Raw genomic sequence first — 16,931 nt, forward strand, 5'->3', positions numbered from 1 at the left:
CAACCGAGGGGGCTTGCTTTTTTTGTTTGTACGGTGCGTCCGGGTCCCCAGGCCGCTTATTGCCTTGCATTTGCCAAAAACAATGTTGTATTTTGCACTCTGGTTGCTAACCCTCAGATTTGACAGTCGGTTTTTCAGGCCGCCTGCCTTCGATTTTCAGGATGATTTTTTAAAAGGTAGGTTTCCTCCATGGTGAAAGCAAAAAATCCGCTCCAGGCCATCAATTCCATCCTCGACATGATCGGCAATACCCCGCTTATTCCGATCAAGCGCCTCAATCCCTATAAAAAGGTGGCGATCTACGCAAAGATCGAGGCCTTTAACCCGGCAGGCTCGGTCAAGGACCGCGTTGCTCTGAACATGATCGAAACCGCGGAGGCCGATGGTGAGCTGACTCCGGACAAGATCGTGCTGGAGGCCACCAGCGGCAATACCGGCATCGGCCTTGCCATGGTCTGCGCGGTCAAGGGCTATAAGTGTCAGCTCATCATGCCGGAATCCGCCAGCATAGAACGCAGGAAGATCATGGAGGCCTTTGGCGCCGAGATCCTCCTCACGCCGGGCAAGCGCGGCACCGACGGCGCCATCGAGCAGGCGTATGCCCTGGCCCGCGAATATCCTGACCGCTATTTCCTCACCGATCAGTTCAATAACGACGCCAACTGGATGACCCATTACAAGAGCACCGGCCCGGAGATCTGGGAACAGACCGGCGGTGCGGTGACCGACATCGTCTCCACCCTCGGCACCTCTGGCACGGCCATGGGCCTTTGCAGGTATTTCAACGAATTCCACCCCGAAGTGAGGGTCACGGCGGTGGAGCCCTTCCTGGGGCACAAGCTGCAGGGGCTCAAGAATATGAAGGAGTCCTACACGCCAGGGATTTTCGATAAAAAGCTGCCCTATCAGATCATCAACATCCCCGACGAGGAGGGCTTCAGGACCGCCCGCCTTCTTGCCCAGAAGGAAGGGATCTTTGTCGGCATGAGTTCGGGCGCCGCCATGAGCGCCGCGCTCACCCGGGCCGAGCAGATGAAGGAAGGGGTCGTGGTGGTCATTTTCCCGGACGGCGGCGAAAAGTATCTGAGCACCGAACTCTTCACCCGTCATGCGGTTGAGGAGGAGGCCAAGGAATCGGATCTGCGCTTTTTCAATACCCTCACCAAAAAGAAAGAGGTATTCCGGCCCCAGTCGCCGGACAAGGTGACCTTCTACGCCTGCGGTCCCACGGCGCATGAGTTTGCCAATCTCGCCCATTGCCGGCGGTTCGTCTTTTCCGATCTCCTGCACCGGTTGCTGGTATTGAAGGGCCATGCGGTGCAATTCTACATGAATTTCACCGATCTTGACGACAACACCATCAAGGGGGCCGAGAAAGAGAAGCTCGCGCTCGGCGAATTCACCGGACGCTATATCGATGCCTTCAAGCGGGACATGGCCGCCCTCGGGGTGCTGGAGGCCAGCGGCTACCCCAAGGCCTCGGAGCATGTCGGGGCCATGATCGAGATGGCCGGCCAGCTCATGGCCAAGGGCTGCGCCTATGAAAAGCATGGCTCGATCTATTTCGACATCTCGAAGTTCGGCAAGTATGGCAAGCTTTCCGGCGTGGATCTGGGCAAGATCCAGGTGGGCAAGACCGTTGACCTGGACGACTATGAAAAGGAAAGTCCGGTGGACTTCACCCTGCTCAAGCGCTCCACCCTGGCCGAACTGAAGAGCGGCATCTTTTTCAAGACCGACTGGGGCAACATGCGGCCGGGCTGGCATATCGAATGCGCGGCCATGACCCTGCACCATCTGGGCGAGACCATGGACCTCCACACCAGCGGTCGCGACCTGCTGTTTCCCCACCACGAGAATGAGAACGCCATTGCCGAGTCGCTCACCGGCAAGCCCCTGGCAAGGTTCTGGCTGCACAGCGAACTTCTCCTGATGGATGGCAAAAAGATGTCCCTGGACAATCACAACGTCGTCACCCTGCGCGACGTGCTGGCCAAGGGCTACTCAGGCCGCGAGGTGCGCTATTTTCTGATCCGCACCCATTACCGGAAGCCGATCAATTTTTCCTTCCGCAGCCTCGATGGGGCCCGGAAAAATTTACGGCGCCTGGACGAGTTTGTCGCCAAGCTGCTCTGTCTGCCGCCTGGTCTGCCGCATCCCAAGGTTGCCGCCTATCTCACCGACATGGAGGACCGGATCGCCACGGCTCTTGATGACGACATGAACGTGGCCAGGGTTTTCGCCGCGCTTTTCGATTTTGTCAAAAAGACCAACCCCATCCTCAGCGATGGGCATCTCGACCGCGAGCAGAAGGATTATATCCTTGAAACACTCCGCAGGGTCAACACGGTGCTCAACATCATGAAGCTTGAGGAGTGTCCCCTTGCCCCTGAGATCGACAAGCTGATCAAAGATCGGGAAGAGGCCAGAAAACAGAAGGATTGGCAAAAGGCGGACGGCGTTCGTGATGAGCTGGCCAAGAAGGGCATCGAGATTGTCGATACGGCAAAGGGCCCGGTCTGGAAGGAGCTCAAGAAGAAGGGGGAATAGGCTTTGCCATGACCGGCAAGAAAACGGTGTTGCTTTCTTGACCGGTTCGTTCTAATATCTGTCGCACAAACGCGCCCGTAGCTCAGCTGGATAGAGCACCGGCCTTCTAAGCCGTAGGTCACAGGTTCGAATCCTGTCGGGCGCACCATTCATCAAGGCTCCAGGCCTGGATTTCCTTGCTCTTCATTCTGCCGCGGCGACAGACTGTAAGGCAGGATGACCGACCTGCTGTGGCCGGCCGCGCCATGAAACGCCAAGGGTTTACCGGTTCTCCGGTAAACCCTTTTTACGTTGGCGGGTAGTGGCTGTCGGGAAAGGCGGGATTACATTCTCAGGGTCGGCCTGCTGCCCGGGCGTTTTTCGAGACCTGCGCCCGGGCGGTTTGTGTCCCGGCGCTCCAGGATTTCGCGGGCGGTTTCAGCCTCGTCGGCCTCGGCAAAGGTTATGGCCATCATGATCCTGTCGAACAGATTGATTTTCTGGTTTTCCTTCATTGTCGTTATCTCCTTTTGGTATTTCCGTTGCTTGTAAAGCAAGCCTTCGGTTGCGCTGCCGGTGGATGTTTCCGCTCTGAAGTATGGGCGGCGTTCTGTTCATTTATTAATACAAATAGCATGCCAACGTGCTGGGTTTCCGGTAACTGGTTAATATATCAGGGTAAATTGCGAATTTTCTTCCTGCGGGGGTGGGGTGTTTATTGCAGATTGCAACGTCAAGTGGGCGTCTTTCGCGCCAATCTGTGTAATTTCAATTGGTTGGTAGTTGTTGCGAATTGGAATGGGGTGTTGTTAAAATGCAACATTTGGGGGAGCGTGCCGTGGCCCGGAAAAAGGCGATTGTTTTTTCCGGCAGGGGGCAGGTATAACCAGAGTGCGGGGATAGCCATCTGGCACGCTTCCCGAAAGCCACAATCGAGGTGGATGATGGGTTTGTTCGGCAAGGGCACGGAGAAGACGGGGGCTGCGGCTGCTCCTCCGGCGTCGGAGATTGAAAAACTCCGTCTGGCGGTTCTGGCCGCGCATTTGCCGGACAAGGTGGAAAAGATCGCGCTGACCGAAGCGGCCAGCCTGGAAAAAATCAATCCCGCCGCGGCCGAATATACCATCGGTCTCAACTATCTCGAATATCTGGTAAGCCTGCCCTGGCATCAAACCACTCCGGATAATCTCGACTTTGCGCGGGCCGAGCGGATTCTCAACCAGGAACACTTCGGCCTCACCGAGATCAAGGAACGGATCCTTGAGCACCTGGCGGTGCGGATCCTGAAGCTGTCCAACCGGTATCGGGTTCTGGTGGTCGATGACGAGGAGATCGCCCGGAAAAATCTCGAACATGTCTTAAGCAAGGAAAACTATCTGGTCAAGGTGGCGGCAAACGGCGAGGAAGCCCTGCGCTGTCTCGCCGCGGAGCCATTTGAGGCGGTGGTCACCGATATCAAAATGGGAAAGGTTGACGGATTGGCGGTCCTTGCGGCGGCCAAGGCGGCAGACGCCGAAACCGTGGTGATCATGGTGACCGGCCATGCCACCATGCCCACGGCGGTGCAGGCCATGCGTGAGGGCTCCTACCATGTCCTGGCCAAGCCCCTGAAGCTCGACGAATTGCGGGCCACCCTCAGGGAGGCCCTGGAGAAGAGAAGGGTCCGCTTTGAAAGCAAGGGGCCGATCCTCTGCCTGGTTGGTCCTCCCGGCACCGGCAAGACCTCGTTGCAGAAATCCATTGCCCGCTGCCTGGAACGCAAGTTCATCCGCCTCTCCCTGGCCGGCCTCAAGGATGAGGCCGAGATCCGTGGGCATAGGCGCAGCTATATCGGCGCCTTGCCGGGCCGGATCATCCAGGAGATCCGGAGGGCCGAATCCCGCAACCCGGTGTTCATGCTGGACGAGATCGACAAGATCAGCCAGGATTTCAAGGGCGACCCGGCAGCCGCCCTCCTCGAGGTGCTGGACCACGAACAGAACTCCCACTTCATCGACCACTACCTCGATGCGCCCTTTGACCTGTCCCGGGTGATGTTCATCGCCACCGCCAACAGCGTCGATGCCATTCCCGCGCCCCTGCTCGACCGGATGGAGATCCTGCATCTGGCCGGCTACATGCTGGAGGAAAAGGAGGAGATCGCCAAGAGGCATCTCATCCCCAGGGCAATCGAAGAGGCCGGGCTCGCCGCCAGTCCGCCGGTTTTCAGCGATGCCGCCATCTCAAAGATCATCAGCGAATACACCCGGGAGGCGGGGTTGCGCAGCCTGCAGCGTCTCCTGGCCTCTGTCTGCCGGAAGATCGCCCGCGAGATCCTGAGGGGCCAGGAGGGCGGCACACCGCCCGCACTGCGGATCACCCCGGAGCGGGTGGAGGAACTGCTCGGGCCGCGGAAATATTATTTCGAGGTGGTCGAGGACAAGGAAAGGGTGGGGGTGGCCACCGGCCTTGCCTGGACCGGCATGGGTGGGGAGATCATCTTTGTCGAGGCCACCCAGATGAAGGGGCACAACAACCTGATCCTGACCGGGTCGCTGGGCGAGGTGATGAAGGAATCCGCCCAGGCGGCCTTGAGTTATATCCGCAGCAATACGACCCGTTTCAATATCCCCCGTGATTTTTTCGAGGGCACCGATATCCATATCCATGTGCCGGGCGGCGCCATTCCCAAAGATGGTCCCTCGGCCGGTCTCACCATTGCGGTGGCGCTCCTCTCCCTGCTGACCAACCGACCGGCCCGGCTCGACGTGGCCCTGTCCGGGGAGTTGACCCTTTCCGGCCGTGTTCTGCCGGTGGGCGGGGTCAAGGAAAAGATGCTGGCCGCCCGGCGGGCCGGCATCCGCACCGTGGTTTTTCCGGCAAAAAATATCGGCAATATCAAAGAGGTGCCTGAGCAGCTGATCAGGAGCCTCACCTGCGTCACCGTCGATGAGGTCGGCGATGTCGTCGGCCATGTGTTTTCCTGAGATTTGGGCGACAGAGTTCCGCTGCGCAGAGCCGGCCATCCCGGGCTCGGTTCAGGGCACCGGCATTCTTTTTGCCTCATCGGCGGAAGAAGGGCGCGTGGTTTGAAGTGAAGAGCAGCGGGTCGCGCTGGAGAATGGGGGTGACGGCCTGGTGGCGCTTGAACTCCTGGTCGAGAAATTTTCTGATCTCCCTGCGCGACCAGCCCTTGGGGTGGACAAAATCGGTATAGAGGGAGAGATCCCCCGCGTAGAAATCGTTGCGCTGTACCAGGGGCGCCTCCGGGCTTGCCAGGGGCATATTGAACACCGCCAGGTTGAGAAAGGTGATGGCCTGATGGTGGTTGGCCACGAAGTTGAGCGTCCGGCGGGCGGCGGCCAGGGTTTCCGAGGGGGTGCCGAAGAGGAGGTAGACGTAGGTGGCGATCCCCGCCTCATTGAGGCAGTGCAGTGCCTCGGCGACCAGGGCCAGGTCGATGCCCTTGTCCATGGCGTTCAGGACCTCCTGATCCCCTGATTCCAGGCCGAGCTTGAGCATCCGGCAGCCCGCGGCGCGCAGGGCCCGGCAGAATCCCCGCTCGGCAAGCTGGGGGATGATTCTGGCAAAGCCGTACCAGTCAATGCCCGGCGGCTGGCCGGCCAGGGCCGCGAGCAGACCCGGGCTGACGGCGTTGTCGAGGAAGTGGATCAGGGCCGGCCTGGTTTCATCAATCAGCGCGGCAAGATCCGCGAGCACCGTGGCAGGCGCTACCTGGCTGTAAGGGTTCTGTTCCGCCTTTTCCGGGCAGAAGAGACATTTGTTCCAGTAGCAGCCCGAGGAGGCGGCATAGGGCAGGATAAGGCCCGGGGCCAGGTATTCGCCAAGGGGCAGGCCCGCATGGGAAGGCATGCTGTGCCGTGAGGGGCTGGTCGCCCCCAGCAGGCGCAGAAGCGGTTCTTCCCCCGGGCCGGCGATGAGGTGGTCGATCAGGCCGCGAAAGGGGTTTTCCCAGGCCGGATTTCTGAGCCAGGAGGTGACCAGACCGCCGCCCAGGACAAGGGGCAGGCCGGGAAAGCGTTTCTTGAGAAAGCCGAGCATGGCGAAACCGGTCTGGGCCTGGCTCAGATAATTGAGGGAGATGCCGACGACCTTCGGGGCGTTCTCTTCCACAAGCGCCGTAAGGCGGGCGGCGAAGTAAGGGAAAAAGACATTGCCTTCCGGCGCCGCTGCTGCGGCAAGGAGGTCTTTGCTTTTCAAGGGCGAGAGATTCTGTTCCTGGTAGTTGGCCAGGGTGAGGGCAAGCTGCCGTTCCCTGCCGGCCATTTCCAGCAACCGGTTGAGATCCGCCACTGCGCGGCGGTAACGGTCCGGACTGGCATAGAGTTCCGGGCTGCGCAGGGCGGCGAGGTTGGCCTGCCGGTTTTTCCCCGCCCGCCGGCTCCAGCGGTCCGTGGTCGCAATGGGTTGATGGCAAAGAAAAAGCTGGCCCTCGAGATTGGCATCAAGCAGGGTGCAGGGCAGGCCGTGACTCAGGAGCGTGCCGGCCAGTCGGGCAATGCCGGCCGGAGGTTCGCAGGCCTTGGCCATGGGCGGGTAGATGAGGAGCATGGCCTTTCAGTTCCCGGGCGGCCAGGAGATTTTCTGCGGGCGGCGGCCAGGAAGGGAAAGCCTGCCCAGGGAGGCGCCAACACTGGTCATGATGTCCGGCCGCCAAGGGTTTTATTACCAACCGCGCCGAATCCCCGCCGCCTGTCCCGGGCGTTTTCCGATAAAAGCATCATGACTTGATCTTCGTCAGCTTGTCAATGGGGCCGATGACTTCCAGGGCGTCGCCGGCGCCGAGGGCGTTGTCCGCCTTGGGGATATATTGGAAATTCTCCTCTCCCGCCCTTTTGACGGCAATGATCTGGATGCTGAAGCGGTTGGTGAGATCGAGATCCCGGAGGCTTTTTCCGGCCCATTCCTTCACAATGAGCTCCTGGATGGCGAAGTTCTTGTCAAAGGGCAGCGAGCCGATGTAGCCGGGGATGGCCAGCTTGGTGGCAAGCTGGGTGGCGGCCATCAGCTCCGGGATGATCACCTCGTCCACGCCGATTTTCCGCAGCAGCTTTTCATGGTCGGTATTGATGGCCTTGACCCAGACGTTTTTCACCGCAAGTTCTTTGAGGTAGAGGGAGATCATGGAGCTTGCGGCGATGGAATCGCCGACACTGACCAGAACATGGGTCAGATCCTTGAAGCCCAGCTGCTCCAGGACATGCTTGTTCGTGGCGTCTGCCTGGTAGACCAGGGGGAAGTATTCCTGGGCCCGCTTCACATTCTCGGGATCGGTATCGACCCCGATGACCTCGAGGCCGCGTTGGATCAGGGTGTTGCCGAATTTAAAACCGAATTTGCCCAGGCCGATTACGCCTATCTGGTATTTGCTGTTCACCTTCTCACTCCCTCCGGATGCTGCTAGCCGATGAGCGGATCTTCCTCCGCCCAGTGGTAGGCTTCTTTTTTCTGCAAACTTTGAATGGTGGCCAAAAAGACAATGGGGCCCAGGCGGCCCAGGAACATGAGCAGAATCACCACCCATTTCCCGAACGGGCTGAGCTGTGGGGTCAGGCCGGTGCTCAAGCCCACGGTGCCGAAGGCGGAAACGACCTCGAAGAAAATTTCCATGGCGAGTCCCCTGGTCATGGGATGAGGCAGGGGGCCGCCCTCGGAGATGTTGAGAACGAGGGTGGCGAGCATGATGATGATGGCGGCGAAGATGAAGAGGATGAGAGCCTTGTTCACCGATTGTCTGCTTGCGGCCCGCGTACCGATCACCGCCTGGTCACGCCCCTTGAACTGAGCGAGAAGGAAGGCGGTCAGGACCCGGAAGCTGGTGACCTTGATGCCTCCGGCGCATGAACCCGGGGCGCCGCCGATGAACATGAGCATGATCATGATCAGGAGGGAGACGTTGCTCATCTCGCCGATGGGCAGGGTGTTGAAGCCGGCGGTGCGGCAGGTGACCGATTGGAACAGGGCGGCGAGCAGGCTGGTGGCTGTCGGCATTGCGGGTTTACCGCCGAAAAACTCGGCGCAGTAAATGGCCGCCGCTCCGGCCAGGATCAGGAAGAAGCTGGTTTTGATGACAAGGAGCGCATACCAGCTGAGATGGGATTTCTTGCGCCGTGTGCCGGCGCGGGTCAGACGGGAGGCCGTGTAGGTGTGGAGTTCGACGATAACGGAAAAGCCCAGGCCGCCCAGAATGATCAGGGCCATGATCACCAGATTGATCGGCCAGTTGCCCTGCCAGGCGGTGAGGCTGTCGCCATAAAGACCGAAGCCGGCGTTGCAGAAGGCGGAAATCGCATGAAAGATGGCGAAAAACGGAGGAAATCCGCCTGGGGAAAGGAGATGTATGGCAACCCCCCCTGCCGCCTCAATGAGAAAGGTCCAGAGAACAATGCGCAGGAGAAAGGTGCCCAGGTGAAAGCCCGGGTCATGCAGCAGGCTCTGGCCCACGGCAATCTTGTCGGTGAGGGAGACCTGTTTGCGCCAGAGATAATAGAACAGGCCGGTAAAGGTCATGATTCCGAGGCCGCCCAGCTGGATGAGGATGACGATGATGCTCTGGCCCTGTAGGGAAAAAAAAGAACCGGTATCGACCACGGTCAGACCGGTGACGCAGACCGCCGAGGTTGCGGTGAAAAAAGCATCGGTCCAGGAAAGGGGGGCTGCCGCATGGGAGCCGGGAATATGCAGAAGAGTGGCGCCGACGCAGATGATGAGCGCGAAAAAGAGAATGGGCAGCGAAAAGGGAGGGATCTTTTTGGTCAGTCTCATGGGCTGGGGCGAAACTCCTGGACGCCCGTAAGCTTGTTGCGCAAGGCAGCTGATGGGCATGCGCTCTTATACCACTCTTTTGCAGGGTTTGCCAGGACGATGAGGAGGGAAGGTTGCCCGTGGGCGGCAAAAAAAGAAATGGGCGCCCTTGCGGGCGCCCATAAGGATAAAGGAGGAGACAGATAATGCGAATCCGCTCCGCCTGTTACGGGTTTTGCCGATGGCAGACAAGGACCGGGCAGGTCGTGTAGCCGATCACCCGCTCGGTGACGCTGCCCATGAGCAGCCGGGTCAACCCCTTCCGGCCATGGGAGCCCATGATGACGAGGTCGGCCGAGATTTCTCCGGCAAGGCTGGTGATGGCCTGGTGCGGTTCGCCGTCGCGAACGAAAAGATCGGCCTTGACGCCGAGGTCGCCGGCCCAGTTCTTCACCTTTTCCAGGACCTTTTCCGCATCCCGGTAAAGCTCCTTGATTGTTTCCGGAGCAAGGGCATAGAATTCATCATTGGTATAGACCACGGAGACGGCCGAGAGGTGGGAGCCGCGTTCCTGGGCTATTTCCAGGGCGCGCTCCAGGGCGGTATCGCAGTATTGCGAGCCGTCCGTGGCCAGGAGCAGATTCCGCCAGGAGATTTTTCCCTCCTCCGGCACCACCAGCACGTCTTTCCTGGTGTGGCCGATCACCCGTTCGGTGACGCTGCCCATCAGTTCGCGTTCCACATGGCCTTTGCCGCGGCGGCCCATGACGATGAGATCGCAGCTTTCCTCATCGGCCACATGAACGATCTGTTCGTAAGGCTCACCCTGTTCCAGGTTGGCCAGGATGTGCACCCCTTCCGTTCCTGCAAGCTGCCGGGCCTCGGCCAGCAGTTTCTCGCCGGGCCCGGTAATGGTTTCCTTGATGTTTGATACGCCGATCAAATCCAGATCGCCTTGATAGCTTGGCACCACGGCCAGCACCTTGATCCAGCTCTTGTCTTCCCTGGCAAGCTGACTTGCCAGGGAAAGAGCGCTTTTCGCGGAAGCGGAGCCGTCATAGGCGACCAGGATTTTCCGGTACTTAGCCATTGGCCACCCCAAGGGCTTTCTTGCTTTGCCGGTCGGCGGTCATACCCTTGATCATGGCCACGACGATGATGGCTCCGGCCGAACCCAGGGCCGCCACCAGCGACCAGAAGCTGACGCCTTCCAGCAGGGCGATGGTGTTCGGGGCAATGGGCGCCATCAACTCCAGATCGACCAGATAGCCAGGAATCTTGACTCCGCGGCTGACGGCGACGATGAGCATGGTGGTGGCCATGACCACTTTGATGATGTAATCCTTCACATAGGTGGTGCCGAGGGCGCCGAGCTGCACGCCGATCAGGGAGGTGGCCAGCAGGAGCAGGGCGAGGCGGATATCGATGAGGCCGGAAAGACCCCACTGGATGGAACCCCAGGCGCCCATGACAAAGGCGATGATCAACTCGGTGGCGCTGGCGACCACGGCGGAGGCGCCAAGGACATAGATCATGCCGGGGACGCCGATGAAGCCGCCCACCGCGATGGTGGCGGCGAGCATGCCGGTGAGCAGGCCGACCGGGATGGTGATCCAGGCGGAGATGCGAATCTTGGCGGTCTTGAAGTGCATCATGGGGGGGAGGTTGATGCTCTGCATCCGCAGGGCAAGCCGGCTGGTGGCGTTTTCCTCGCTCTTGCCCTTGGCCAGTTTGTAGGCATCATAAAAAACATAGCCGCCGACAAAGACCAGAACCACCATGAAGACCGCGCTGATGTAAAGGTTGGAGCCTGCGCCGCCGAACTGGCTCAGGATGTACTTCTGGATCTTGATGCCGATCTGTACACCGATGATGGCGGTGGAAGCCATGACCAGGCCGAGCTTGATATCGGCCTGGCCGTATTTCCAGCGCTTGTAGGCGCCGACCATGGCCTTGGGGAACTTGTGGCACATGTTGCTGGCCACCGCCACCGCGCCGGGAACGCCCAGGGACATCATGGCCGGCGTCATGACAAAGGCGCCGCCGGAGCCGATGAAGCCCGAAAGCAGGCCGCCAATGGCGCCGATCACCAGGAGAGCGATGAGTTTGCTGGGGGTCATGTCCATGAACATGACGGATACGTCCTTCATGACCTTGCCTTCGGCATGCTTATCCAGGTTGATCAGCACCTTTTGGTTCACTTTCAGGTCTTCGGGCTGCATGGTCGCGCCCAGGCTCAGGGTGATCATCTCCTTGGTGCCGTCTTTTTCAAAGAGAACGGTGCGCTCGGCGGCATTCACTTCGGTGATAATGCCCTTGAGCATGTCCTTGGACGGGCCTTCGCCGCCGGCGGCCAGGGCCGAATGGGCGGACAGGGAGAGGGGAAGGATGGTAAACATGAGTATGATCAATAACTTTTTCATTGTTGGTGCATCTCCTTTCTGCGGCCGAATCAGGCGGGTTATTTTTTTGCTTCAATGCCAAGGGTGCTCAGCAGGTTGCTGGCAAAGGCCCCGTGGATGAAGGAGAAGAAAAAAGCCGTGCAAACCGGGTAAACCCAGCGCCAGCCGCCCATGGTAAAGGTGTCGGTGACCAGTTTTTCATTCTTGAACAGCAGGACATACGCGGAAATCGATACTGCTCCGAAAAGGATTGTTTTCAGGTACGGTTTTTTCGCGGGTTCGTGGTTTGCCATTGGTGTCTTTTTGCCTCCTTGCAGCATGTTTTTTGCGGTGTCGTGCTCGCCGGCTTCGGCAAAGGCGACCGCCGTCATGGTTTTGTCTACTTCCGTTAGCTTCATCCCTTCATCTCCCTGTAAAATTCAATTTATTAAAGCGGTTAAGCCATTGTTGATTCTGCATAAACCACCACGGGGCAGTTTAAGGCGTGGAACTTTGCGATCATGTTTTGCTTGGCCTGCAGGCAGCTTGAGCTTCCGGCCTCCAGAGCGTCAAAGACCACGCAGAGGAGATCCCGCCGTGTGGTGGTGTGCTTGAGAACCTCGTCAGCAAGGCAATCCTGGCCCATGACCAGTTGGTAGGAGATTCCCTTCGTGCCGAATTTGGCCTTCAGGGCATCGATGAGATCCTTTTTCTGCTCGATCTCTGTGGCCATCTTGGCATCGCTCATGCGGAGAACATGGAAGATCTCCAGGTTGCCGCCGATCCGTTGGCAGAGGCGCATTGCGTAACCGATTGTCTTGGCATCGATTTCCGCCTTGTCCGTGCCGAGCAGGACACGTTTATGAGCATTCTTGACCGGCTTGAGAAGCTGCCGGGCGGTCTCGAACTCGCCTGCCTCGGCAAAGGCTGCTGAAGCCATGCTTTCCTCAAGTTTTTTGAAAATGTCTTTGAGCGTGCTCATGATGGTACCTGCCGTTCATTCCGCTTCCTGCTTCAGCGAGCAGAGCCGGCGTTGGTTTTGATTCATTGGTCGGGCGAGGCAAACCGCCACCGGATTTCCATTTGCTACGCACAGGAGCATAAGCAACAAGCGTGCCATTCATTTAGTTTTGATTTTTGTGTGTTGTTTTAGCTGGTTATCGCGATGTTTCGTTTTGGGAGTCAGTGTTGCGTTTTTGAAACAGTATTTTTTTTGCATGCTGAAAAAGGCGTCAATTCGAGAGGATGAGAAAGTGTTACAGAAAAAAATCAATCGTTGCAAAATGCAACCTGTGGACTTTGCGCGAGGATGGCAGTATGTTGGGGCAAGAGAAATGAATTGCAGACCATTGCCGGGTTCACCGCCGCAGCGGCCGCCACCTGGAAAACCGCAGGGAAAGCATGCCCGTTCAGACTCTGGGAATACGAAAAAAGATCACGTACGGTTTCTATCTGCTGCTCATCATCATGGTGGGCTCTGCCATTCTGACTTACGGCATTGTCAAGCGGGTTGAGGATAAGATCGTCGTTGTCGAGCTGATCGAGGATTTTTTCAATACCACCCTGGAGGTGCGCCGGTTTGAGAAAAACTATTTTCTCTATCGCCAGGAAAAGGATTTTCAGGAAAATCAGCACTACTGGAAGCAGGTAAAGGATCTTTTCGACCAAAATGCATCCTCCCTGTGGCTTGTTGTCTCGGCACGGGATATGGCAAGGCTTCCCGGGCTCATAGCTTCTTACGGCAGCGACATGCAGAAGCTTTATGATTATGACCATCAGGTCATGGCGCGCCGGAATGGGTTACAGGAACAATTGGAAGAGCAGGTGCGGCACACAGGCAAGGAGCTCACCGATTTTGCCGAAAAGACCCGTTTCGCGGAAAAGGCTGAGATCAAAAAACTTCTCAAGACCACCCAGAGCGTACTGCTGATCTCCATTGTGTTTCTTTTCGTTTCGGCCATGGGCATTGCCGCTCTTCTCGGCAGGAGGGTGGTCACCTCGTTGAAGATCCTGGAGGGATATACCAAGAAGATCTCCCAGGGTGATTTCGTTGAGGTGCAGGTGGGTGAAGGCGAGCAGGAGGTTCGCTCGCTGCTCACCGCCTTCAACCGGATGACCAAGGAACTGCAGGTGCGGCAGCATCAGCTGGTGCAATCGGAGAAGCTCGCCGCCCTGGGAACCCTGCTCTCGGGGGTGGCGCATGAATTGAACAATCCGCTTTCAAATATTTCCACATCTGCCCAGATTCTGCGGGAGGAGATTGAGGATGGTGATCTGGAGTTCAAAAAAGGACTCATCGGGCAGATTGAGACGCAATCGGACAAGGCCCGGGACATTGTCCGGACCCTTCTGGAATTTTCCCGGATCAAGGAGTTCAACAAGGAAAAACTCCCTTTTAAAAAGCTTGTCGATGAAGCGATCATGCTGATCCGCGGCCAGGTGCCCAGTGAAATGGAAATCGCCGTTGACGCGCCGGATGATCTCTTTATTTTTGTCGACAAGCAGCGGATGCAGCAGGTGTTGCTCAATCTGATCAAGAACTCCATCGACGCGGCAAACGGGCACGGTCATATCTGGATATCCGCGCATACAACGGACATGGCGGAGGGAATGGGCGAGGTGGAGATCATTGTCGAGGATGACGGCCCAGGTATTGGCGAAGAAACACTGAAGCGGATTTTTGATCCCTTCTTTACCACCAAGGACGTGGGGCACGGTTCCGGCCTCGGCCTTTTTATCGTCCATGACATCGTCGAGTGGCATGGCGGAACCATCAGCGTCGACAGCCGGCCCGGCTTTGGCACGACCTTCATCATCTGGATCCCGGGAGAACAACAGGAAAAGATTAATGAACAGTGATACCCCAAGACTTTTGGTTGTGGATGACGAGGAGATCGCCCTGAGCAATCTCAAGCATGTCCTCAACAAGGAAGGCTACGATATAACCGCTTCGCAAAGCGGTCCCCGCGCCCTGCAGCTTTTGGAGGAGAAGATTTTTGATCTGGTGCTCACCGATCTGAAGATGGAAAAGGTCGACGGGATGCAGATTCTGAAGCGGACCCGTGAACTCTATCCGGATACCGAGGTGATCATGATCACCGGCTATGCCACGGTGGATTCCGCCATTGAGGCCATGAAGGCCGGGGCCTATCATTACGTCGCCAAGCCCTACAAGCTCGACGAGGTGCGCAAGGTGGTGCGAGAGGCCCTGGAGAAAACCAGGCTGAAACGGGAAAACAGCCGGTTGCGCGAACACCTCAAGGCCTTTCAGGGAGAGGCGCGCCTCATCACCGACAATCCGGCCATGAAGAAGCTGCTCGAAACCGCGGGGCAAGTGGCCACCTCGGACAGCAATGTCGTGATCTGCGGGGAATCAGGGACCGGCAAGGAGCTGTTGGCCCGCTTTGTCCATGCCTGCAGCCACCGGCATGGCGGCCCCCTTCTTTCCGTGAACTGCGGCGCATTTCAGGAGGAGCTGCTGGCCAACGAACTGTTCGGCCATGAAAAAGGGGCCTTCACCGGGGCGGGCGAGATGAAAAAGGGGCTGGTTGAAATGGCTGACGGCGGAACCCTTTTTCTCGATGAGATAACGGAGATGTCTCTGGCCATGCAGGTGAAGCTGCTCAGGGTAATCCAGGAAAGAGAGGTGATGCGCCTGGGCGGCACCAAGCCGGTTAAGGTTGATGTCCGCTTTATTTCGGCAACCAACAGAAATCTGCAGGAAGAGGTCAAGATGGGCCATTTCCGCCAGGATCTCTTTTTCCGCATCAATGTGGTTGCCCTGAAAATTCCGCCCCTGGCCGAAAGGAAGGATGACATCCCCCTGCTCATCCACCACTTCATCAAGAAGTACGGCATGATGATGCATAAGGACGTGCGGGACATCGCTCCGGAGGTCGTGGATATTCTCCTGCAATACGATTTCCCCGGTAATGTACGGGAGCTGGAGAATATCATCGAGCGGGGCGTGGCCCTGGCCAACGGTGATACCATTGAACCCGTGCATCTGCCCGAAGATCTGCGCGGGCATTGTCTGCAGACCTTTCGCAAAAAAAGCGGCGTCATCCCCAGCCTTGAGGATCAGGAAAAGGCATATATCGAATGGGTGTTGCAGGAGTGCGGGGGCAATAAGACCATGGCCGCCCAGATTCTGGGCATTGATCGGGTTTCGCTCTGGCGGAAGATAAAGAAGTACGAAATCGAGTAGGCGGCAATATCTCCCGCGGCCGGCAACGGTTATTGCGGGAATTTTTTCCTGCCGTTCGCCGGAAACTGCAACACCTTGCCGCCTTTGCGCTCGGGCCCCCTCAGGGCCAGGAGTTGCGCCCGCAGCTTCGCGCGGCATTGGGGGCAGAGGATCATCCTGATTTCCTGGTATACCTCATCCATCAGATCCTGGGCCGGGCGGAGCGTGATTTCCTCGCAGGCATCCTGAATCATCATCTCCGGGTCCATCTCCGGCCCGGGGAGGATTCCGTCAAATCCGGATATTATTTCGGTCCGGCAGCAATAGTAGAGCGTCCCCTCTGGGATTTTGGCATGGCATGCTTGGCAGTGCAGGGTGTCCATGGGGTTTCCCTCCTGTGGTGCCCGCTTCTTTTGGGCAAGGAGTGCTGCGGGGCGGTGTCTGTCCGGAGGGGAATCACGGAAAATGGGTCGCTTCCCCTGCAAAATTATAGAACAAATTTTCGCGGGAAGAAAAGAAGAGAATGGCCAGGGGGCGCACCCGGCACAGCGTTCAGTGGGAGATGGGTTCTTCGGCGGGGAGCGGCGGGATGATGAGACCGAAGGCGCTGCCCAGCTTGCGCGCCAGCTGGATGAAGCTGTGGGGAAGGGGGAGGTCGCGGTCAAGGAGGAGGATGCCGAGCTGTTCCGCCGCCTGCAAGGTCGCGGTGCTGGTCGATCCTTCCTGGTGATCGCAGAGGGTCTGCATGCGCAGGGCATCGGTAAGGGGGATCCGCATCTCTTCCAGGTCAACGGCCACGCGGCTAAGTTCTTTTGCGATGAGTCCGGCGTTTTCCGTGGCAAAGGCGAGAAAGGGCGCCTCCTGGTTTTCGCCGGCGAAGATTCTGTTGACCATGGCGCCGCTGAGTTTGCCCGCAAAAGCGGGATCCCGCTCAGGATATTTGCGAATCAGGGTTTCTTTCAGTTTTTTGAAGAAGATCATTTTAATGATGTCGATCCCCTCGCGCATGATGGGAATCAACCGTCCTTCAACGGATGGCGGCATGGCTTCCTCGGCTGTTCCGGCAGGCAGGAGATGCTGCCTGAAATCAT

At 58.1% G+C, this 16,931-nt stretch carries 14 protein-coding genes and 1 tRNA gene; 5 read left to right on the plus strand and 10 right to left on the minus strand.

The window, feature by feature from the left end:
* Window positions 1-189 precede the first annotated feature (189 nt).
* Both cysS and ACUUL3_RS16160 read left to right on the plus strand, forming a co-directional pair.
* Complete coding sequence (gene cysS / locus ACUUL3_RS16155; protein ID WP_448553106.1) at window positions 190-2,550, plus strand: cysteine--tRNA ligase; 2,361 nt, start codon at window positions 190-192, stop codon at window positions 2,548-2,550.
* A 71-nt stretch (window positions 2,551-2,621) separates the two neighbouring features.
* Window positions 2,622-2,698 (plus strand) — tRNA-Arg (locus ACUUL3_RS16160).
* A 175-nt stretch (window positions 2,699-2,873) separates the two neighbouring features.
* Here the strand turns inward: ACUUL3_RS16160 and ACUUL3_RS16165 are convergent.
* Entirely contained in the window at window positions 2,874-3,044 is a 171-nt protein-coding gene (locus tag ACUUL3_RS16165; RefSeq protein WP_448553108.1) for a hypothetical protein, read from the minus strand.
* 429 nt (window positions 3,045-3,473) lie between these two features.
* On the opposite strand from ACUUL3_RS16165, the gene lon reads away from it, so the two are divergent.
* Window positions 3,474-5,495, plus strand: a complete 2,022-nt coding sequence (gene lon / locus ACUUL3_RS16170) for an endopeptidase La (RefSeq protein WP_448556507.1) — start codon at window positions 3,474-3,476, stop codon at window positions 5,493-5,495.
* Between the two features lie 76 nt (window positions 5,496-5,571).
* Here the strand turns inward: lon and ACUUL3_RS16175 are convergent, their stop codons facing one another.
* The 7 genes from ACUUL3_RS16175 to ACUUL3_RS16205 all read right to left on the minus strand — a co-directional run bounded on the left by ACUUL3_RS16175 (window position 5,572) and on the right by ACUUL3_RS16205 (window position 12,636).
* Entirely contained in the window at window positions 5,572-7,080 is a 1,509-nt protein-coding gene (locus ACUUL3_RS16175) for a B12-binding domain-containing radical SAM protein (protein ID WP_448553110.1), read from the minus strand.
* 169 nt (window positions 7,081-7,249) lie between these two features.
* Window positions 7,250-7,906, minus strand: a complete 657-nt coding sequence (locus ACUUL3_RS16180) for a potassium channel family protein (RefSeq protein ID WP_448553112.1) — start codon at window positions 7,904-7,906, stop codon at window positions 7,250-7,252.
* Between the two features lie 23 nt (window positions 7,907-7,929).
* Window positions 7,930-9,294, minus strand: a complete 1,365-nt coding sequence (locus ACUUL3_RS16185; RefSeq protein ID WP_448553114.1) for a TrkH family potassium uptake protein — start codon at window positions 9,292-9,294, stop codon at window positions 7,930-7,932.
* 205 nt (window positions 9,295-9,499) lie between these two features.
* A complete protein-coding gene (locus tag ACUUL3_RS16190) occupies window positions 9,500-10,363 on the minus strand; it encodes a universal stress protein (protein WP_448553116.1) in 864 nt (287 codons plus the stop codon).
* Window positions 10,356-11,423, minus strand: coding sequence for a sulfite exporter TauE/SafE family protein (locus ACUUL3_RS16195; RefSeq protein ID WP_448556509.1), 1,068 nt, complete (start codon window positions 11,421-11,423; stop codon window positions 10,356-10,358). The genes ACUUL3_RS16190 and ACUUL3_RS16195 overlap by 8 nt, the downstream gene beginning before the upstream one ends.
* Window positions 11,424-11,734: 311 nt before the next feature.
* Window positions 11,735-12,073: a hypothetical protein gene (locus ACUUL3_RS16200; protein ID WP_448553118.1), complete on the minus strand. Its 339-nt coding sequence runs from the start codon at window positions 12,071-12,073 to the stop codon at window positions 11,735-11,737.
* Between the two features lie 38 nt (window positions 12,074-12,111).
* Window positions 12,112-12,636, minus strand: coding sequence for a hypothetical protein (locus ACUUL3_RS16205; RefSeq protein WP_448553120.1), 525 nt, complete (start codon window positions 12,634-12,636; stop codon window positions 12,112-12,114).
* Between the two features lie 419 nt (window positions 12,637-13,055).
* On the opposite strand from ACUUL3_RS16205, the gene ACUUL3_RS16210 reads away from it, so the two are divergent.
* On the plus strand, window positions 13,056-14,513 hold the full coding sequence (locus ACUUL3_RS16210) for a sensor histidine kinase (protein WP_448553122.1): 1,458 nt from the start codon (window positions 13,056-13,058) through the stop codon (window positions 14,511-14,513).
* Window positions 14,503-15,861 carry a sigma-54-dependent transcriptional regulator gene (locus tag ACUUL3_RS16215; protein ID WP_448553124.1) on the plus strand — a complete coding sequence of 453 codons (1,359 nt, stop codon included), beginning with the start codon at window positions 14,503-14,505 and terminating at the stop codon, window positions 15,859-15,861. The genes ACUUL3_RS16210 and ACUUL3_RS16215 overlap by 11 nt, the downstream gene beginning before the upstream one ends.
* Before the next feature lie 29 nt (window positions 15,862-15,890).
* Here the strand turns inward: ACUUL3_RS16215 and ACUUL3_RS16220 are convergent, their stop codons facing one another.
* Both ACUUL3_RS16220 and ACUUL3_RS16225 read right to left on the minus strand, forming a co-directional pair.
* On the minus strand, window positions 15,891-16,223 hold the full coding sequence (locus ACUUL3_RS16220) for a hypothetical protein (RefSeq protein WP_448553126.1): 333 nt from the start codon (window positions 16,221-16,223) through the stop codon (window positions 15,891-15,893).
* A gap of 169 nt (window positions 16,224-16,392) precedes the next feature.
* The gene (locus tag ACUUL3_RS16225) at window positions 16,393-16,884 is read right to left on the minus strand and encodes a hypothetical protein (RefSeq protein ID WP_448553128.1); all 492 of its coding nucleotides are present in this window, start codon (window positions 16,882-16,884) and stop codon (window positions 16,393-16,395) included.
* Window positions 16,885-16,931 lie beyond the last annotated feature (47 nt).

The sequence above is a fragment of the Thiovibrio sp. JS02 genome (genome assembly GCF_053485635.1).